The 17,577-nt window shown below is 67.5% G+C and carries 17 protein-coding genes; 4 read left to right on the top strand and 13 right to left on the bottom strand.

The features are described from left to right. Positions 1-20 precede the first annotated feature (20 nt). On the bottom strand, positions 21-614 hold the full coding sequence (locus NS2_RS08880) for a TetR/AcrR family transcriptional regulator (RefSeq protein WP_052086187.1): 594 nt from the start codon (positions 612-614) through the stop codon (positions 21-23). Positions 615-766: 152 nt separating this feature from the next. Between NS2_RS08880 and NS2_RS08875 the strand changes: the two genes are divergently transcribed. Next, entirely contained in the window at positions 767-1,801 is a 1,035-nt protein-coding gene (locus NS2_RS08875) for an FAD-dependent monooxygenase (protein WP_036550073.1), read from the top strand. Here the strand turns inward: NS2_RS08875 and NS2_RS08870 are convergent. The 9 genes from NS2_RS08870 to uvrC form a co-directional block, all read right to left on the bottom strand. Further along, the gene (locus tag NS2_RS08870; RefSeq protein ID WP_143161301.1) at positions 1,786-2,043 is read right to left on the bottom strand and encodes a hypothetical protein; all 258 of its coding nucleotides are present in this window, start codon (positions 2,041-2,043) and stop codon (positions 1,786-1,788) included. The genes NS2_RS08875 and NS2_RS08870 overlap by 16 nt on opposite strands. 43 nt (positions 2,044-2,086) lie before the next feature. Further along, on the bottom strand, positions 2,087-2,518 hold the full coding sequence (locus NS2_RS08865; RefSeq protein ID WP_370737286.1) for a nitroreductase/quinone reductase family protein: 432 nt from the start codon (positions 2,516-2,518) through the stop codon (positions 2,087-2,089). 59 nt (positions 2,519-2,577) lie between these two features. Beyond that, on the bottom strand, positions 2,578-3,363 hold the full coding sequence (gene tpiA / locus NS2_RS08860; RefSeq protein WP_033086839.1) for a triose-phosphate isomerase: 786 nt from the start codon (positions 3,361-3,363) through the stop codon (positions 2,578-2,580). A gap of 3 nt (positions 3,364-3,366) precedes the next feature. Then, a complete protein-coding gene (locus tag NS2_RS08855; protein ID WP_033086838.1) occupies positions 3,367-4,578 on the bottom strand; it encodes a phosphoglycerate kinase in 1,212 nt (403 codons plus the stop codon). Between the two features lie 5 nt (positions 4,579-4,583). After that, complete coding sequence (gene gap, locus NS2_RS08850) at positions 4,584-5,600, bottom strand: type I glyceraldehyde-3-phosphate dehydrogenase (protein WP_033086837.1); 1,017 nt, start codon at positions 5,598-5,600, stop codon at positions 4,584-4,586. A 201-nt stretch (positions 5,601-5,801) separates the two neighbouring features. Then, complete coding sequence (gene whiA, locus NS2_RS08845; RefSeq protein WP_033086836.1) at positions 5,802-6,785, bottom strand: DNA-binding protein WhiA; 984 nt, start codon at positions 6,783-6,785, stop codon at positions 5,802-5,804. Further along, positions 6,776-7,834 carry a gluconeogenesis factor YvcK family protein gene (locus NS2_RS08840; RefSeq protein WP_033086835.1) on the bottom strand — a complete coding sequence of 353 codons (1,059 nt, stop codon included), beginning with the start codon at positions 7,832-7,834 and terminating at the stop codon, positions 6,776-6,778. Before NS2_RS08840 ends, whiA begins: the two co-directional genes overlap by 10 nt. Beyond that, positions 7,831-8,814 (bottom strand): RNase adapter RapZ, encoded by a 984-nt coding sequence (gene rapZ / locus NS2_RS08835; RefSeq protein WP_033086834.1) that lies wholly within the window; start codon positions 8,812-8,814, stop codon positions 7,831-7,833. The genes NS2_RS08840 and rapZ overlap by 4 nt, the downstream gene beginning before the upstream one ends. A 255-nt stretch (positions 8,815-9,069) precedes the next feature. After that, positions 9,070-11,070, bottom strand: a complete 2,001-nt coding sequence (uvrC, locus tag NS2_RS08830) for an excinuclease ABC subunit UvrC (protein ID WP_033086833.1) — start codon at positions 11,068-11,070, stop codon at positions 9,070-9,072. Between the two features lie 147 nt (positions 11,071-11,217). Between uvrC and NS2_RS08825 the strand changes: the two genes are divergently transcribed. Together NS2_RS08825 and NS2_RS08820 are read left to right on the top strand one after the other, a co-directional pair. After that, on the top strand, positions 11,218-11,424 hold the full coding sequence (locus NS2_RS08825; RefSeq protein WP_033086832.1) for a hypothetical protein: 207 nt from the start codon (positions 11,218-11,220) through the stop codon (positions 11,422-11,424). A 210-nt stretch (positions 11,425-11,634) separates the two neighbouring features. After that, the gene (locus tag NS2_RS08820) at positions 11,635-11,985 is read left to right on the top strand and encodes a hypothetical protein (protein ID WP_033086831.1); all 351 of its coding nucleotides are present in this window, start codon (positions 11,635-11,637) and stop codon (positions 11,983-11,985) included. A gap of 24 nt (positions 11,986-12,009) precedes the next feature. Here NS2_RS08820 and NS2_RS08815 read toward each other — a convergent pair whose 3' ends face one another. Next, positions 12,010-13,221: a winged helix-turn-helix domain-containing protein gene (locus NS2_RS08815; RefSeq protein ID WP_033086830.1), complete on the bottom strand. Its 1,212-nt coding sequence runs from the start codon at positions 13,219-13,221 to the stop codon at positions 12,010-12,012. A 146-nt stretch (positions 13,222-13,367) separates the two neighbouring features. Between NS2_RS08815 and NS2_RS08810 the strand changes: the two genes are divergently transcribed. Next, positions 13,368-15,029, top strand: a complete 1,662-nt coding sequence (locus NS2_RS08810; RefSeq protein WP_033086882.1) for an FAD-binding dehydrogenase — start codon at positions 13,368-13,370, stop codon at positions 15,027-15,029. A 58-nt stretch (positions 15,030-15,087) separates the two neighbouring features. Here NS2_RS08810 and NS2_RS08805 read toward each other — a convergent pair whose 3' ends face one another. Together NS2_RS08805 and NS2_RS08800 are read right to left on the bottom strand one after the other, a co-directional pair. After that, positions 15,088-15,585 (bottom strand): COX15/CtaA family protein, encoded by a 498-nt coding sequence (locus NS2_RS08805; RefSeq protein ID WP_143837411.1) that lies wholly within the window; start codon positions 15,583-15,585, stop codon positions 15,088-15,090. A gap of 263 nt (positions 15,586-15,848) precedes the next feature. After that, entirely contained in the window at positions 15,849-17,318 is a 1,470-nt protein-coding gene (locus tag NS2_RS08800; protein WP_033086828.1) for an amino acid permease, read from the bottom strand. Between the last annotated feature and the right edge of the window lie 259 nt (positions 17,319-17,577).

Here is a 17,577-nt window from a genome sequence, read left to right as displayed (position 1 = left end):
ACCGTGCGCCCCAACGGCTTTCAGACGTCGCGCCGCCAGCGTTCGCCGACCACGGCGTCGAGGGCGCCCACCACGCACACCGCCAGCGACATCTCCGGATGCTCCGAACTCCGAAGCCATTGCAGGTAACCGAATTCCGCCGCCGCGAGCATGAGATGTACCAGCAACCCCGCAGTGCTGTCCTCCCGGTGATCGCGCCCCATCCGCACCCCGACCAGCTCCACCAGCCGCGTCCGATGTTCGGGCGTGATCAACGCCACCCGCTCCAGCAGATGCGGAGCCGTCGCGAACGCCGCCCGCCACTGCTCCAGCTCCACCGCCGCCAGCGCCGTCGACCGCGCCAGAATCGCCCCCGCGAGCGCCACGTCCGGGGCCTCCCCCGCGTCCCGCTCCTCGAGCAGCGCCACGATCCCGGCCCCGCCTTCGCGGACCGGATCCAGCAGCAGATCCTCCTTGCTGCGCACATGCCGGAAATACGTACTCGCCGACACCCCCGCCGCGGCGGCGATCTCCTCGGTCGTCACCTCCGCGAATCCCTTGGCCGCGAACAGTTCATAGGCCGCCCGCTGGATCTCGTCCCGAACCTGCCGACGTTGCCGCTCCCGCAATGACATTCGAACTCCTTCACTCATTGCAAATATCTGCCGACATGAGAGTTACTGTCAATAAGCGATAAGCTGTCAACTGGCCTCGATCGGCCGCGCAACGTCTCAGCACTCCCCATCAGAGGAATCGTCAGAACCGCGGCACGGCGAGGAGGTCCGACTTGGTCACGATCATCGGCGGCGGCGTCGCCGGATCAGCACTGGCGGGTGCGCTGGCACGACACGGAACACCGGTGACCCTGTACGAACGGCAGCCGAAACCCCAGGGCGGCGGCGCTTTCCTGTTCATCGACGGCCGCGGCCACCGCGCCCTCACCGCCCTGGGCGTCGACGAATCCGCCCTGCGCGCCGCGTCCTATCCCCTCACCGGCGGGCTCGAATACACCGACAGCGCGGGCCACCATGGCGCAACCCCTGGCCAAGGGCACCGATTCTGGCTGCGCCGCAACCTCATGGCGATCCTCACCGATTTCGTCACCGCGACCCGCGCCGAAACCCGATTCGCCACCGCGGTCACCGACCTCACCGCGATTCACGACGACCTGATCATCGCCGCCGACGGTGTCGACTCGACCGTCCGCGCCCACCTCGAACCCGACCGCACCCCGCAATACGCGGGCGACGTCGTGCTCTACGGCATGACCACCGAACCCCTCACCCTGCCGACCACCCCGGCCACCCTGCACTTCTTCGCCGAACTATCGTCCACCGGAAACCTTTCCAGCACCCTCGGCCACATCTGGCGCCCGGGCGACCCGGCAGCGCTTTGGTTCCTCCGACTCCCCCGACCCCCGCTCCCGGGCAGCGACGACCTCAGCCTGCGACCGGTCGGCGAGTGGGCAGACCGGATCCGCACCGCCACTCCGAACAATCGCGCCCTCATCGACCGCTTCCTCGCCACCACCGAGTCCGTCCATGTCAGCAACGCCCGCAATGTCCCCCTCGACACCGCCGCACCCCCGACCGATTCAACCCTGCTCATCGGCGATGCCGACCACGCCATCACCCCGGCCGCGGGTATCGGAGCCCGAGACGCCCTCGAAGACGCGCAAGCCGTCTACCGCGCCCTCGTCTCGGGCACGTCCCCGGCCCTCGCCATGGCCGCCCGCCGCCGCACCATCCTCGCCGAACGCGAAACCGCCACCCGCGCAAGACAAGCCGTCCAGCGTGGCCCGCACCCTCACTCCACCGAATAGGGGCCTTCCTCACTGTCGGCGCACGCCGCCGCCCGATCGATCTCGATATCGATCACGGCTTCCGCGACTTCGTCGCCCGGCTCGCGAACCGGTGCGTAGTCGGCGAGCAGGTGACGGCGCGCCAGCTGCGACACCACAGCCGACGCGGACACGCCGTTCAACTCGGCAGCCGCGATGATCAGGTGCGCGACTACCGGATCCACGGTCAACGTTATGTGCACGGGAGCGGTTTGCGATGCCATGGTGTCATGGTGCACTCCCCGAGCACAGATGCCGCGGGAGTTGTCAGGATCGGCGCAGGGCCAGGACCGGGATGGTGCGGATGCCGGCGGTCTTCTCGGCGTAGCCCGCGAAGCCCGGGTAGCGGGTGGCCTGGATGTCGTAGATGCGGTCGCGGTCGGGGCCGGTGACCTCGGCGATGGTGACGGGGTAGGTTTCGGTGCCGACCTCGACGTCGGTCCGGCCCGCCTCGGTGAGGTTGTAGTACCAGGCGGGGTTGTTGGGCGCGCCTGCGGCGGAGGCGAAGATGTATACCAGCTTCGGGTCCTGCTCGTCGGGCTGGTACATCAGGGGAGTCACGCCTTCACGGCCGGTTTTGCGGCCGCGGTGGTGGACCAGAATCATGGGGGCGCCCTCGAAGGGGCCGCCGACCCGGCCCTCGTTGGCGCGGAACTCGTTGATGATTTGGGTGTTCCAGTCGTCGCTCATGATCGACATTCTGCCGAAAAGGGCCGGGCATCTCATGGATGCCCGGCCCTTTCTGCAACGGAAAACCGCTACGGCAGCGGTCCGCCCGCGGCGATGGCCGAGAGGGTGGCGAATTCGTCGCCCTTGAGCGACGCGCCGCCGACCAGGGCGCCGTCGATGTCGGTCTGGCCGACCAGCTCGCCGACGTTCTTGGCGTTGACCGAGCCGCCGTAGAGGACGCGGACACCCGCGGCCACTTCGGGATTGGCCAGCTCGGCGAGTTCCTTGCGGATCGCGCCGCAGACTTCCTGCGCGTCGGCGGGGGTGGCGACCTTGCCGGTGCCGATGGCCCAGACCGGCTCGTAGGCGATGACGACCTTGGAGATCTCCTCGGCGGTCAGGCCCTTGAGCGAGCCGCGCAGCTGCTCGAGGTTGTACTCGACGTGGGTCTTGGTCTCGCGCACGCCCAGGCCCTCACCGATGCAGACGATCGGGGTGATGCCGTACTTGCGCGCCTGCTTGGTCTTGGCCAGCACCGTGGCGTCGTCCTCGTTGTGGTACTGCCGCCGCTCGGAGTGGCCGACCACGGCGAACGAGCAGCCCAGCTTCGCGAGCATGGAACCGCTGATCTCGCCGGTGTAGGCGCCCTCGTCGTGGGTGGACACGTCCTGGGCACCGTAGGTGATCAGCAGGCGGTCGCCCTCGACCAGCGTCTGCACGCTGCGCAGATCCACGAACGGCGGGATCACCGTGACGTCGACCTTGTCGAAGTACTTCTCCGGCAACGCGAATGCGATCTTCTGCACCAGGGCGATGGCCTCGAGGTGATTGAGGTTCATCTTCCAGTTGCCGGCGATCAAAGGCTTACGTGCCATGGTTCAGTCCTCCAGAACCGAAAGGCCGGGCAGTTCCTTGCCCTCCAGGTATTCCAGCGACGCGCCGCCACCGGTGGAGATGTGCGAGAAACCGTCGTCGGGCAGGCCCAGGGTGCGCACGGCCGCGGCCGAGTCACCGCCGCCGACCACCGTGAACGCGCCCTTGGAGGTGGCGACCGCGATGGCCTCGGCGACACCGCGGGTGCCGGCCGCGAACTTCTCGAACTCGAACACGCCCATGGGGCCGTTCCAGAACACGGTCTTGGCCTCGGTCAGCAGCGCGCCGAAACGGGCGGCCGAGTCGGGACCGATGTCCAGACCCATCCAGCCGTCGGGAATCTCGTTGGCCGCCACCGTCTTCGACTCCGCGTCGGCGGCGAACTTGTCCGCGACCACGATGTCCACCGGCAGGTGGATGACGTCGGCGTACTTGTCGAGCAGCCCCTTGCAGGTCTCGATCATCTCTTCCTGCAGCAGCGAGGTGCCCACCGAAAGGCCCTGTGCCGCAAGGAAGGTGAAGCACATGCCGCCGCCGATGACGAGGGTGTCGACCTTGGGCGCGAGCGCCTCGATGACCGCCAGCTTGTCGGAGACCTTCGAGCCGCCGAGCACGACCGCGTACGGCCGCTCCGGGTTCTCGGTGAGCTTCTTCAGCACCTCGGTCTCGGCGTCGACCAGGTTGCCCGCGTAGTGCGGCAGCAGCTTGGCCACGTCGTAGACCGACGCCTGCTTGCGGTGCACCACGCCGAAACCGTCGGACACGAAAGCACCGTCGTCGCCGACGAGTTCGACCAGGGCCTTGGCCAGCTTGGTCCGCTCGGCGTCGTCCTTGCTGGTCTCGCGCGCGTCGAAACGCGCGTTCTCCAGCAGCATCACGTCGCCGTCGGTGAGGCCCTCCGAGCGCGAGAGCGCGTCGTAGCCCACCACGTCACCGGCCAGCTGGACATTGCGGCCAAGCTCTTCGGCCAGCCGCGCGGCGACCGGAGCGAGGGAGAACTTCGGATCCGGCTCACCCTTGGGGCGGCCCAGATGCGCGGTCACGACGACCTTGGCACCGGCCTCGGCCAGCGCCTTGATGGTCGGCGCGGACGCGATGATGCGGCCCGGGTCGGTGATGACGCCGTTGTCGAGGGGAACGTTCAGGTCGGAGCGCACCAGCACGCCCCGACCCTCGACACCCTCGTTCAGCAGATCCTGGAGTGTCTTGATCGCCATCGGTCTTACAGCGACTTGCCGACGAGGCCGATGAGGTCGGCGAGACGGTTGGAGTAGCCCCACTCGTTGTCGTACCACGAGGCGACCTTGACCTGGTTGTCGATGACCTGGGTCAGCGGCGCGTCGTAGATGGAGGAATGCGGGTCGGTCACGATGTCGGAGGAGACGATCGGGTCGACATTGTACTTCAGGATGCCCTTCATCGGGCCCTCGGCGGCGGCCTTCATGGCGGCGTTGACCTCGTCGACGGTGGCGGCCTTGCGCAGGTCCACGGTCAGGTCGGTGAGCGAACCGGTCGGGACCGGCACGCGCAGCGCGTAACCGTTGAGCTTGCCGAGCAGCTCGGGCAGCACCAGGCCGATGGCCTTGGCGGCACCGGTGCCGGTGGGCACGATGTTCAGCGCGGCGGCGCGGGCGCGACGCAGATCCTTGTGCGGGGCGTCCTGCAGGTTCTGGTCCTGGGTGTAGGCGTGGACCGTGGTCATCAGGCCGCGCTCGATGCCGAAGGAGTCGTTGAGCACCTTGGCGATCGGGCCCAGGCAGTTGGTGGTGCACGAGGCGTTCGAGATGATGTTCTGCGAGCCGTCGTACTTGTCGTCGTTGACGCCCATCACGATGGTGATGTCCTCATCGGTGGCGGGCGCGGAGATGATGACCTTCTTGGCGCCGGCGGCCAGGTGGCCCTTGGCCTTGGCGGCGCTGGTGAAGATGCCGGTGGACTCGACGACCACGTCGACACCCAGGTCGCCCCACGGCAGGGCGGCGGGGCCTTCCTTGATCTCCAGCGCGCGGATCCGCTGATCGCCGACCACGATGTAGTCGCCGTCGAGGGAAACGTCCTGCGGCAGACGGCCGAGGATGGAGTCGTACTTCAGCAGGGTGGCGAGGGTCTTGTTGTCGGTCAGGTCGTTGACCGCCACGATCTCGATATCGGTGGTGCCGAGGGCCTTCTGCGCCTCGACGGCGCGGAAGAAGTTGCGCCCGATGCGGCCGAAGCCGTTGATCCCTACCCGGACAGTCACGTTTTCGCTCCTCAGCTTTGCGGATCGTTTCCGTTGCGGTGTTAACCCTAGACCTGTAACGGATACATCACGGACACACCCCCGCCACGGTGAACTACCGAACGTTCACTTTGGTCACAGACGTTCGGAAGCGCCGCAACCGCAAGGGTTGCGACGCTTCCGGACGGTATTACCCGGCAATCACACAGCAGCGTGGGTGATTCATGCCTCTTCGAGCAGCTCTGCGGTGACCGCGCTTTCGGTGTCGGGCACCCCGAGTTCCTTGGCGCGCCGGTCCGCCATCGACAGCAGCCGCCGAATCCGGCCCGCCACAGCGTCTTTCGTCATCGGCGGATCGGCGAGCTGGCCCAGCTCCTCGAGGGACGCCTGGCGGTGCAGCACGCGCAGCTTGCCCGCGGCGGCCAAGTGGTCTGGCACATCGTCGGACAGTATTTCCAGCGCGCGCTCCACACGGGCCGCCGCGGCCACGGCCGCGCGGGCCGAGCGACGCAGGTTGGCGTCATCGAAGTTGGCCAGCCGGTTGGCGGTCGCCCGGACCTCGCGGCGCATGCGCCACTCCTCCCAGGTGAGCCGGGTGTCCTGCGCACCCATGCGGGTGAGCAGGGCGCCGATGGCCTCACCGTCGCGCACCACCACGCGATCGGTGCCGCGCACCTCGCGCGCCTTGGCCGAGATGCCCATCCGCCGGGCCGCGCCGACCAGCGCCAGCGCCGCCTCCGGCCCCGGGCAGCTCACCTCCAGGGCCGAGGATCGACCGGGTTCGGTGAGCGAGCCGTGCGCGAGAAACGCTCCGCGCCAAGCCGCTTCGGCATCGCCGATGCTGCCGCCCACCACCTGGGCGGGCAGGCCGCGCACCGGGCGGCCGCGCACATCGAGCAAACCGGTCTGGCGCGCCAGCGCCTCGCCCTCCTTGGAAACCCGCACTACATACCGGGAGGTTTTCCGGAGCCCGCCCGCGCCGAGGACATGCACGTCCGAGCCGTAGCCGTACAGCTCGAAGATCTCCCGGCGCAGCCGGCGCGCGATGGAACCCATGTCCACCTCGGCCTCGACGATCACTCGACCGCCGACGATGTGCAATCCACCGGCGAACCGCAGTAGCGCGGACAGTTCGGCCTCGCGCGAACTCACCTGTGATACAGAGAGTCGGCTCAGCTCGTCCTTCACTTCCGCTGTCATCGCCACGAGACGCGCTCCTTTCCACCCAACCCGGACCGCACACGTTGGCCCATATGCCGTCCTTCGACTCGAAGCCCTGCCAATTCCGGCCGAGGTTGCCGGATCACCTGATCCAGTGCGGCGGCAAGCTTTCCGGGGTGGTGCCGGTCCGTCCCCGCCTCGGCGACATCAGCGAAGGTTACTCGTGCACGCAGCTGTTCGGCAGCTCTTGCCAGATGTTCGCGTTCCCTACCCTCGGGTACGGAACCCGAGTCGACCAAAACATGGTCGACTGTGAAATCCGGTGCGTGCTGGGACAATACATGCAGGTGCCGTTCCGCGCTGAATCCGGCCGTTTCGCCCGGTTCGGCAGCGAGGTTGAGCACCAGCACTTTCCGCGCCCGGGTATGCAGCAGCGCTTCGTGCAATTCGGGCACCAGCACGTGCGGGATGACGCTGGTGAACCAGCTCCCGGGGCCCAGCACCACCACGTCGGCGTGCTCGATGGCCGAGGTCGCCTCGGGGCAGGCGGGCGGATCCGAGGGGATCAGCCGCACCCGGCGCACCTTTCCCGGCGTGGTCGCCACCGCCACCTGACCGCGGATGCAGCGGCTCACGCGCGGATCGCCTTCCAGCCCAGAGACATCCGCCTCGATGGTCAGCGCGATGGGCGACATGGGTAGCACCCGGCCGGTGATGCGCAGGATCTTCCCGGCCTCGTCGAGGGCGGCGACCGGGTCGCCGAGCTCCTCGGTGAGGCCGGCCAGGATCAGGTTGCCGACCGAGTGCCCGGCCAGCGCGCCGGTGCCGCCGAAGCGGTGTTGCAAGGTTCGCGCCCAGATGCCGTCGGTCTCTTCGGCCAAGGCCGCCAAGGCCATTCGAAGATCACCCGGGGGCAGCATACCGAGCTCGGAACGCAGCCGTCCCGAGGAGCCGCCGTCGTCGGCGACCGTGACCACCGCGGTGATCTTGCGGGTGAGCCGCCGGATGGCGGTCAGGGTCGAATACAGCCCGTGCCCGCCGCCGAGGGCAACGATGGCCGGATTCGCGGTCCGGCCGGAATTCGTCTCGCTCATTCCCGCCCCAGATCCCGATGAACAACGCGCACCACGTCGCCGGACTCGCTGTCCGAGCCCAGGGCGTCGCCCAGTGCCTCCGCTACGGCCACACTGCGGTGCTTGCCGCCGGTGCAGCCCACTGCCACGGTCATGTATCGCTTCCCCTCTTGGCGGTAACCCTCGGTCGTCAGGTCGACGAGATGCCGCGCGGTGCCCAGATAGTCCTGGGCGCCCGGGCGCGACAACACATACTCGCTGACCGGGGCATCCTGTCCGGTCCTTTCGCGGAGTTCCGGAATCCAGTGCGGATTCGGCAGGAATCGCAAGTCGAACACCATATCGGCATCGAGCGGGACCCCGTATTTGAAACCGAACGATTGAACGGTCCGCTGCAACACGGTGGCGGTGTCACCGCCGTAGACCTCCTCGAGCTTGCGGTGCAGCTGGTGGATCGATAGTTCGGTGGTGTCGATCACCACGTCGGCGGCCGTTTTCACCGGGTCCAGGCGCTGCCGCTCGGCGGCGATGCCGGCGGTCAGGGTGCCGTCGGCGGACTCGCTCTGCAGCGGGTGGCGCCGGCGGGCGAATCCGAAGCGGCGGATCAGCACGTCGTCGGAGGCCTCCAGGAACAGGATGCGGGTGCGCACACCCGCGGCCCGCAGCTGTTCGCCGACCGCGGCGAGATTGCCGGTGAAGAAACGGTTGCGCACGTCCATGACGAGCGCCAGTTTGCGGATGGGCGGTTCGGCGCCGCCGCCGAGTTCGACCATGCGCCCGATCAATTCGGGCGGGAGGTTGTCGGCCACGTAGTAGCCGAGGTCCTCGAGCACCTTGGCGGCGGTCCCGCGACCGGCACCGGACAGACCGGTCACGATCACGACCTCGACCGGCGCGGAATCGGATTGGGACCGACCGCGGCGGGCGGGCGGCTGGGAATCAGCTGTTTCGGTTTTCCTGCTGTTTTCGGCCGTATCGGTACTGGCTTCGACGCGCGTCATGTCCTACCGGTTCGTGTCTGGAGTTCCCTCGATCATCCTGCACCGATGGCCTGAAACGCGGCAGGCACACGACGGGAGCGCAACCTAGCTGTGATTTCTGCTCCCGACCTGCACACGCGGCGTGTCGCAAATTTCCCGATCGGCGTGTCGCACTCTACCCGGTGCGTCCGGCTCCGACGCGCCACGGCACGCGGTAGACCGCGCCACTCCGGAATGCCACCCGCTAATCGGGCCATCCGACCGGGCGGTCCGGCCTCACTGCGCCTGGAGCGCGGCCAGCACCGCCTTGGCGGTCGCGACCCCGATGCCCGGGACCTCGGTGATCTGCTCCACCGTGGCCTGCTTGAGCTTGGCCACCGACCCGAAGTGCTGCACCAGCGCGGTCTTGCGCGCCGCGCCCAGACCGGGCACCGAGTCCAGCACCGAGGCCGTCATCCGGCGCGAGCGCTTGGACCGGTGGAAGGTGATGGCGAACCGGTGCGCCTCGTCACGCACGCGCTGCAACAGATATAGAGCCTCGCTGGTGCGCGGCATGATGACCGGGTCGGACTCGTTCGGGACCCAGACCTCTTCCAGGCGCTTGGCCAGGCCGATGACCGCGACATCGGTGATGCCCAGCTCGTCGAGCACCTCGGCCGCGGCATTGACCTGCGGCTGGCCACCGTCGACCACGTAGAGGTTGGGCGGATACGAGAAGCGCCGCGGCTTGCCGGTCTTCGGATCGATGCCCGGAGGCAGATCGGATTCGGTTGCGTCCGAATCCGATTCGAGCTCCGCGGCCTCGGCGGCGTCGAGATCCCGGCGCAGCTTGCCGAAGCGGCGCCGCGTCACCTCGGCGATGGAGCCGACATCGTCGGAGCGGCCGTCGCCGGCGGCCTCCTTGATCGAGTAGTGCCGGTATTCGGACTTGCGGGCCAGGCCGTCCTCGAAGACGACCAGCGAGGCCACCACGTCGGTGCCCTGTACATGTGAGATGTCCACACATTCGATCCGCAGCGGAGCGCTGTCCAGATCCAGGGCATCCTGCAATTCCTGCAGGGCGGCCGAGCGCGCGGTCAGGTCACCGGCCCGCTTGAGCTTGTGCTGGGCCAGGGCCTCCTGGGCATTGCGCTGCACGGTCTCGGCGAGGGCCTTCTTGTCGCCGCGCTGCGGCACCCGCAACCCGACCGCCGACCCGCGCAAACCGGACAGCCAATTCTGCACCTGCTCATGGTCATTCGGCAGAGCCGGGACCAGCACCTCGCGCGGGACCACCGCGCCGGGCTGCTCGTCACCGCTCTGCTCGGCGACCGCGGTCTGCTCGCCGTAGAACTGGGTGAGGAACTGCTCGGCCAATACGGGCAGCTCCCCGCCGGATTCCACCCCGTCGATGGCATCACCGGACTTGTCGACCACCCAGCCGCGCTGGCCGCGCACCCGCCCGTCGCGCACGTGGAAGATCTGCACCGCGACCTCGAGCTCGTCGACGGCGAAGTCGATGACATCGGCGTCGGTGCCGGTGCCCAGCACCACGGCCTGCTTCTCCAGGGCGCGCTTGAGCGCCTGCACGTCGTCGCGCAGCCGGGCGGCCAGTTCGAAGTCGAGTTCGTCGGCGGCCTCGTGCATGCGGCGTTCGAGCTGCTTGACCAGGCGGTCGGTCTTACCGGAGAGGAAGTCGCAGAAGTCGTCCACGATCTGCCGGTGCTCGGCCGCGCTGACCCGGCCGATGCAGGGCGCGGAGCACTTGTCGATGTAGCCCAGCAGGCAGGGTCGCCCGATCTGGCTGTGCCGCTTGAAGACTCCCGCCGAACAGGTGCGCACCGGGAAGACGCGCAGCAGCAGATCCAGGGTCTCGCGAATGGCCCAGGCGTGGGCGTAGGGGCCGAAGTAGCGCACGCCCTTCTTGCGCGCGCCCCGGTAGACGAACACGCGCGGGTATTCCTCGTTGAGGCTGACCGCCAGCACCGGGTACGACTTGTCGTCGCGGTAGCGGACATTGAAGCGCGGATCGAATTCCTTGATCCAGTTGTATTCCAGTTGCAGCGCTTCCACCTCGGTGGACACCACGGTCCACTCGACGCCCGCCGCCGTGGTGACCATCTGCCGGGTGCGCGGGTGCAGCCCGGCCACGTCCGCGAAGTACGAGTTCAACCGCTGCCGCAGGCTTTTCGCCTTGCCGACATAGATGACCTGCCCGAACTTGTCCCGGAACTTGTAGACGCCGGGTTCGACGGGAATGGTGCCCGGGGCGGGCCGGTAGGTCGCGGGATCTGCCACGCGTCCAGGTTAGTCATGCCCGCCGACACGCCCGCCGCGCCACTCACCGACCCGCATTCGCGACCATCCGCGCCTCTCAGAAGACAGCCATCCGGGGCGGTCGCGGCTCCGAAGTATCGGCAAGATCAGTTCAGAAAGGGGAACGCCATGACCGGTCTGCGTATGCGCCGCCGCTCACTCGCCATCGCCGGGGCCGTGTGCCTGGCCGCCGCCGCCCTGGTGGCCGTCTCGGTGCCCGCGTCCGCCGAATCCGATACGGGGGCACTGTTCGTGTCCGGCCTCCGGCTCTACCCGGCCGTGCCGAGCTGCGTTGGGGCGGTACTGAATTCACCGCGGAACGAGCTGATGGCCTGATCCGGAACCGGTCCGGAACGGCAGTCCGCGCGATCTTGCATCCCACGCAATCCCGCACGGAATGAAGCCGCGGTGTCCTCGCGCGTCCCGGGCGACGCGCCACGCCGGGGCATCGATCTCCGCGAGTTTCGGCTGTCCGGCGACTCTCGCGGTCAGTATGGGACGAACTGTTTTCGTTTGATCTGTCCGTATACGAGGGAGCTTGTTTCGATGACGAACCATCACGATCTCCACCCGCGCCGCCGGTCGCTCGCGATCGGCTCCGCACTCGGTATCGGCGCGGCGGGCCTGATCTCGCTGTCGGCGGCCCCCGCCGCCCACGCCGACCAGGCCTGCCGCATCGACCGGACGCTCGACACCGCCACCTTCACCTGTCCGGCCGACACCTGGTACGCCGCCGTGGTGGAGTGCCTGGGCACCCGCCAGGTCGGCAGCGGCTTCCAGTCCCCCACCTACATCGTGGGCGACTCGCCGCGGCCGTTGATCCCCATGACCATCGAGTGCAAGGGCGAGGGCAAGAACGGCATCGTCCTCAACGCCTGGACCGACGGGCCGTTCTGACCCCGTACCGGCGCACCTCTGGACTCAGGCGATCTCGCGCCGCAATGCCGGTGCGAGATCGCCCTTTTCACCGACCTCCACGGTGTCGAGTTCGAGCCAGTCGGCCATCTCCCGCAGCGCCGCGGCCAACGCACCCGCCACCCGCGCGTGATCACGGCCCGGCTCGGCGAACGCGCCCGGCACCAGCAGCCGCCCGGTGGACCGCTCGGCCCGCAGGTCCACCCGCGCCACCAGTTGCCCGTCGAGCAGGAACGGAAAGACGTAATACCCGTGCACGCGTTTGTGTTCGGGCGTGTAGATCTCGATGCGGTAGTGGAAATCGAAGAGCCGCTCGGTGCGCTCGCGGAAGAAGATGAGCGGGCCGAACGGGCACAGCAGGGCCGCACCCGACACCCGGCGTGGCGTACGCGCGTCCACGTGCAGATAGGCGGGCTTGTCCCAACCCTCGACTCGAACCTGCTCCAGCTCTCCCGCCGCGACGAGATCCGCGATCGCCGGCTCGGTCTGGTGGCGTTTGATCCGGTAGTAGTCGCGTAGATCGGTTTCCGTGGCGATGCCGTGTGCGGCGGCCGCACGGCGGACCAGCTCCCGGATCGCCTCGGACTCGGTCGGCTCGTGGGCCAGGACGGAAGCCGGGATGACATTGCCGGTGAGGTCGTAATAGCGCTGGAAGCCAACGCGTTTGGGCACCGTCAGCTCGCCCGCGGAGAACAGCGCCTCGCACACGATCTTGGTGTCGCTGTGGTTCCAGCCCCAATGCTCCTTGGCCCGTGGCCGATCGAGCTCCAGGTGCCGTTCGATCTCGCCCGCGGTGCTCGGCCCGAACTCCTTGACCACGCCGAGCACGTCCTCGGCCAGCATCGGATTGCGTTCGAAGACCTCACGAAAGCCTCTCCAGCGCCCGAGCCGGTAGTCGACCATCCGCCACCGCATGAGCGACCAATCCTCGACCGGGATCAGCGCGGCCTCGTGCGCCCAGTACTCGATCAGTCGACGTGGACGCCGAGCCGTGTGCTCCCACGCGGCCTCGTCCAAGAGCGTCCGGTCATAGGCTCCGATCCGGCTGAACACCGGCGCGTAGTGCGCCCGCACCACGGCCGACACCGAATCCAGTTGCAGCAGACGCGTACTGTCGAGCGCCTTCAGCATCGTGCGCCGGGTCGGCGTTCCGCCGGGCCGGGCGGCGGCGAATCCCTGGGCCGCGAGGGTGGTGCGGCGCGCCGCCGCGAGTGTCATCGATCCGGGCATGGAAGTCGGCACACTCGAACCATGCCATGTCCCACCGACAACCTTGCTCGATACATCGCTGTATCGAGCGCCTGTACAGCCGCGACCACGTTCGATACATTTGTGTATCGAACTTCTACCGCAAGGAAATGGGCATGATCGAGAACCCGGATGTCATCGTCGTCGGCGCCGGTCTGGCCGGTCTCGTCGCCACCCACGAGCTGGTCAAGGCCGGTCGCCGCGTGCTCGTACTGGACCAGGAGAACCGCGCCAATCTCGGTGGCCAGGCGTTCTGGTCGCTGGGCGGGCTGTTCTTCGTCGACAGTCCCGAACAGCGGCGGCTCGGGGTCAAGGACAGTGTCGAGCTGGCCATGCAGGACTGGTTCGGGTCGGCCGGATTCGACCGTGAGGACGAGGACCACTGGGCGCGCCAATGGGCGCGCGCCTACGTGGAATTCGCGGCCACCGAGAAGCGGCAGTACCTCTACGATCTCGGGCTGCGGGTGACCCCGGTGGTCGGCTGGGCCGAGCGCGGCGGGGTGACCGCCGACGGGCACGGCAATTCGGTGCCACGCTTCCACCTCACCTGGGGCACCGGGCCGGAGGTGGTGCGGGTGTTCCTGGAACCCGTGCTGGCGGCCGAGAAGCGCGGGCAGGTCGGCTTCGCCTTCCGTCATCGCGTGGACGAGCTCGTCGTCGAGGACGACGCGGTGACCGGGGTGCGCGGCAGCGTGCTGGAGCCCTCGACCACCGAGCGCGGCATCGCATCGTCACGGAATATCGAGGGCGAGTTCGAACTTCGCGCCAAGGCGGTGATCGTGTCCTCCGGCGGCATCGGCCACAATCACGACCTCATCCGCCGCAACTGGCCCACCGATCGGCTGGGCCCGTGCCCCGAGCACCTGATCTCCGGGGTGCCCGCGCACGTGGACGGGCGCATGCTGGGCATCACCGAGGCCGCGGGCGGGCGCATCGTGAACCGGGATCGCATGTGGCACTACACCGAGGGCATCCACAACTGGGATCCGATCTGGCCCGATCACGCCATCCGCATCATTCCCGGCCCGTCCTCGCTGTGGTTCGACGCCAATGGAAAGCGCATGCCCGCACCGGCTTTCCCGGGTTTCGACACCAACGCCACGATGAAGCGGATCCTCTCGACCGGCTACGACTACTCGTGGTTCATTCTCGACCAGACCATCATCGAGAAGGAGTTCGCACTCTCGGGTTCGGAGCAGAATCCCGATATCACCGGCAAGGACCTGAAACTCGCACTCAAGAGCCGGGTGGCCAAGGGCGCGCCGGGGCCGGTCGAGGCGTTCAAACAGCACGGCGTGGACTTCGTGGTCGCCGACGATCTGGCCGAGCTGATCGCGGGCATGAACAAGATCTCGCGCGGCCCGCACCTCGATCTCGCCGATATCGAGCGGCAGATCGTGGCCCGCGACCGGGACGTGGTGAACAAGTTCAGCAAGGACGCCCAGCTGATGGCGATCAACAATGCCCGCCGCTTCCTGGGCGACAAGGTCCGGGTGGCGAGCCCGCACCGGATCCTGGATCCCGCGCACGGCCCGCTGATCGGGGTGCGCCTGAACATCCTCACCCGAAAGACCCTGGGCGGCTTGCAGACCAACCTCGACTCCCAGGTCATGCGCCCCGACGGCACCCCGTTCCCGGGCCTGTACGCCGCGGGCGAGGTGGCCGGCTTCGGCGGCGGCGGCGTGCACGGCTACAACGCCCTGGAAGGGACCTTCCTGGGCGGCTGCATCTTCTCCGGCCGCAATGCCGGTCGCGCCCTGGGGCGCAGCCTGAGGTGACGCGCTGACGGGAAACCGGTTGCCGCCCACCATCCTCATGGTGGGCGGCACGGTTTTCTCAGTCGATCGCGAACCAGCGGTAGCAGTCACGGCGCAGCAGCAGCGCCAGCACGACGCCCGAGACCATCACGCCGACCAGCACGGTGAACGGCCCTACGCCCGAGGGCATTTCGGCCGAGACGAGGGTGAACACACCCAGGAACACCTGCAGGCTGATCAAGCCCAGCGCGGCCACCCAGATCCAGCGCGAGCGCAGCCCGAACAGCAGCGCGACTCCGCCGGTCACCCAGGCGGCGAAGAAGTGGCCCACGCTGCCGAGCACGCACGTCACACCGCCGGCGATCGACAGCAGACCGTGCAGCATCGCCAATCCCATGGCGCCCAGTGCGGCGAATTGCGTTTCCCGGACCTTGGCGGGCACCTCGATTTCGGAACCATTACGGCGAAGTTCCCGTACCCCCTCGCGCACGCGCTCGAAAAACGTGGCTGGAACACCGTTTTCCGCGGCTATCGGTGTCATATCCACCTCGTCGGCAAGAGCCGATTGCGAACTCACAGCACTCCTCATCGAGTAACCCCTGGTCGCGCGCCCCCTGCGAACGCGCTGACCCAGACGCTAACCAAACGGTCGGATTCCGGACAATCTTATTCGGCAAGTTATGACCATGGCCACAGCCGATAGTTGCCAACCCGTGAAAGTGATCTCGAACACATAACGGCCGCACGCGATTTCACGTGCGGCCGCTGAAAAGCCCAGGCATGGAGTTGAAAAGCCCAGGTCCGGAGACGGTTTCCCAGTGTACCCCCGGAAGCCGGAAACTACTTGTCGTCCATGGGGATCGGCGGGATCACCGGGAATTCGCCGGTGTAGCCCTCGCGCATCTTGGCGATGGCCAGCACCCGCGGGCTGGCGAACTTCCAGCCGACGGCCAGGGCGGGCACGATGATCACCAGGCTGGCCACCGTCCACGTACCGACCGGACGGTCGAATGCCATGAGGACCAGCACCAGCGCGAGGAAGGCCAGGGTGGCGTACCCGGTGTAGGGCGCACCGACCATCCGGAACGCCGGGCGCTCGGCCCGCCCCTGCCGCCACCAGTGGTACAGCTTCAGCTGGCACAGCACGATGGTCGCCCAGGACGCCAGAATGCCCAGCGAGGCCACGTTCAGCACGATTTCGAAAGCCTTGGACGGCACCACGTAATTGAGCCAGATACCGAACAGCGCGATCACGCTGGTGAGCAGAATGCCACCGTAGGGCACACCGGCTTTCGACATGCGCGAGGTGAATTTCGGCGCGCTGCCGTTCATCGACATCGACCGCAGAATACGGCCGGTCGAATAGAGTCCAGCATTCAGGCTCGACAGCGCCGCGGTGAGCACCACGAAGTTCATGGTCGAGCCCATGTGCGCGACACCGAGTTTGGCGAAGAAGGTGACGAACGGGCTTTCCCCGGCCCGGTATTCGGTGTAGGGCAGCAGCAGCGCCAGCAGAATCACCGAGCCGCAGTAGAACACCGCGATACGCATGATCACCGAATTGATGGCGCGCGGCATGATCGCGGCCGGATTCTCGGTCTCGCCCGCGGCGATGCCGACCATTTCCACGGCGGCATAGGCGAACACCACGCCGGAGGTGACGGTGACCAGCGGCAGCACGCCGGTCGGGAACCAGCCGCCCGCGTCGGAGACCATCCGCAGGCCGGTGCTCGCGCCGCCGACCTCGAAGCGCCCGGCCAGGAAGACGGTGCCGACCACCAGGAAGGTGAGCAGGGCGACCACCTTGATCATGGCGGCCCAGAATTCCATCTCGCCGAACCATTTCACCGAGGCGAGGTTGATGCCGAGCACAATGACCAGCGCGCCCAGCGCCAGAATCCATTGCGCGACCGGCTGGAACGGGCCCCAGTAGTGCAGATAGGTGGCGACCGCGGTGGTGTCGACGATGCCGGTCATGGACCAGTTCAGGAAGTACATCCACCCGGCCACGAATGCGGCCTTCTCACCGAAGAATTCGCGCGCATAGGAGACGAACGAGCCCGAAGAGGGCCGGTGCAGTACCAATTCACCCAGCGCGCGCAGGATGAAGAAGACGAAGATGCCACAGACCAGATACACCAGGAAGAGCGACGGTCCGGCATTGTGCAGCCGGCCTCCCGCTCCCAGGAACAGGCCGGTGCCGATGGCACCGCCGATGGCGATCATCTGCAACTGCCGAGGTTTGAGCGCTTTGTGATAGCCGCTGTCCTCGGCATTGAGGCTGGTGGCAGTAGTCCGGATCTCGGTCATTCGCCGGGTTAACCCTCCGCAATCGTGAAGTGAGGCAGCCTGAGGGTACCTTGTGATTTGCTGAGAGCTGAATCGGCGCTCCGGCCCGGTGAAGTTTCGGCGAATTCGGCCGGTCAATCGACCAATTGGCGTGAATTATAGGCGATAGCCGTGAAACCGCTGAGAATCCATAGGTGACCTGCGATGACGGCCGATTCGGACATGCCGCCCATTCGGCCCGTCAAAGCCCTGCCCGGGCGGCGGCGCGGCGCTAGTGTCC

This window comes from Nocardia seriolae NBRC 15557 (assembly GCF_007990715.1).
In the GTDB taxonomy this organism is placed as follows: Bacteria; Actinomycetota; Actinomycetes; order Mycobacteriales; family Mycobacteriaceae; genus Nocardia; species Nocardia seriolae.
The sequence above is the reverse complement of the archived record's forward strand: the minus strand, read 5'-3'. Positions and strand labels throughout refer to the sequence as shown.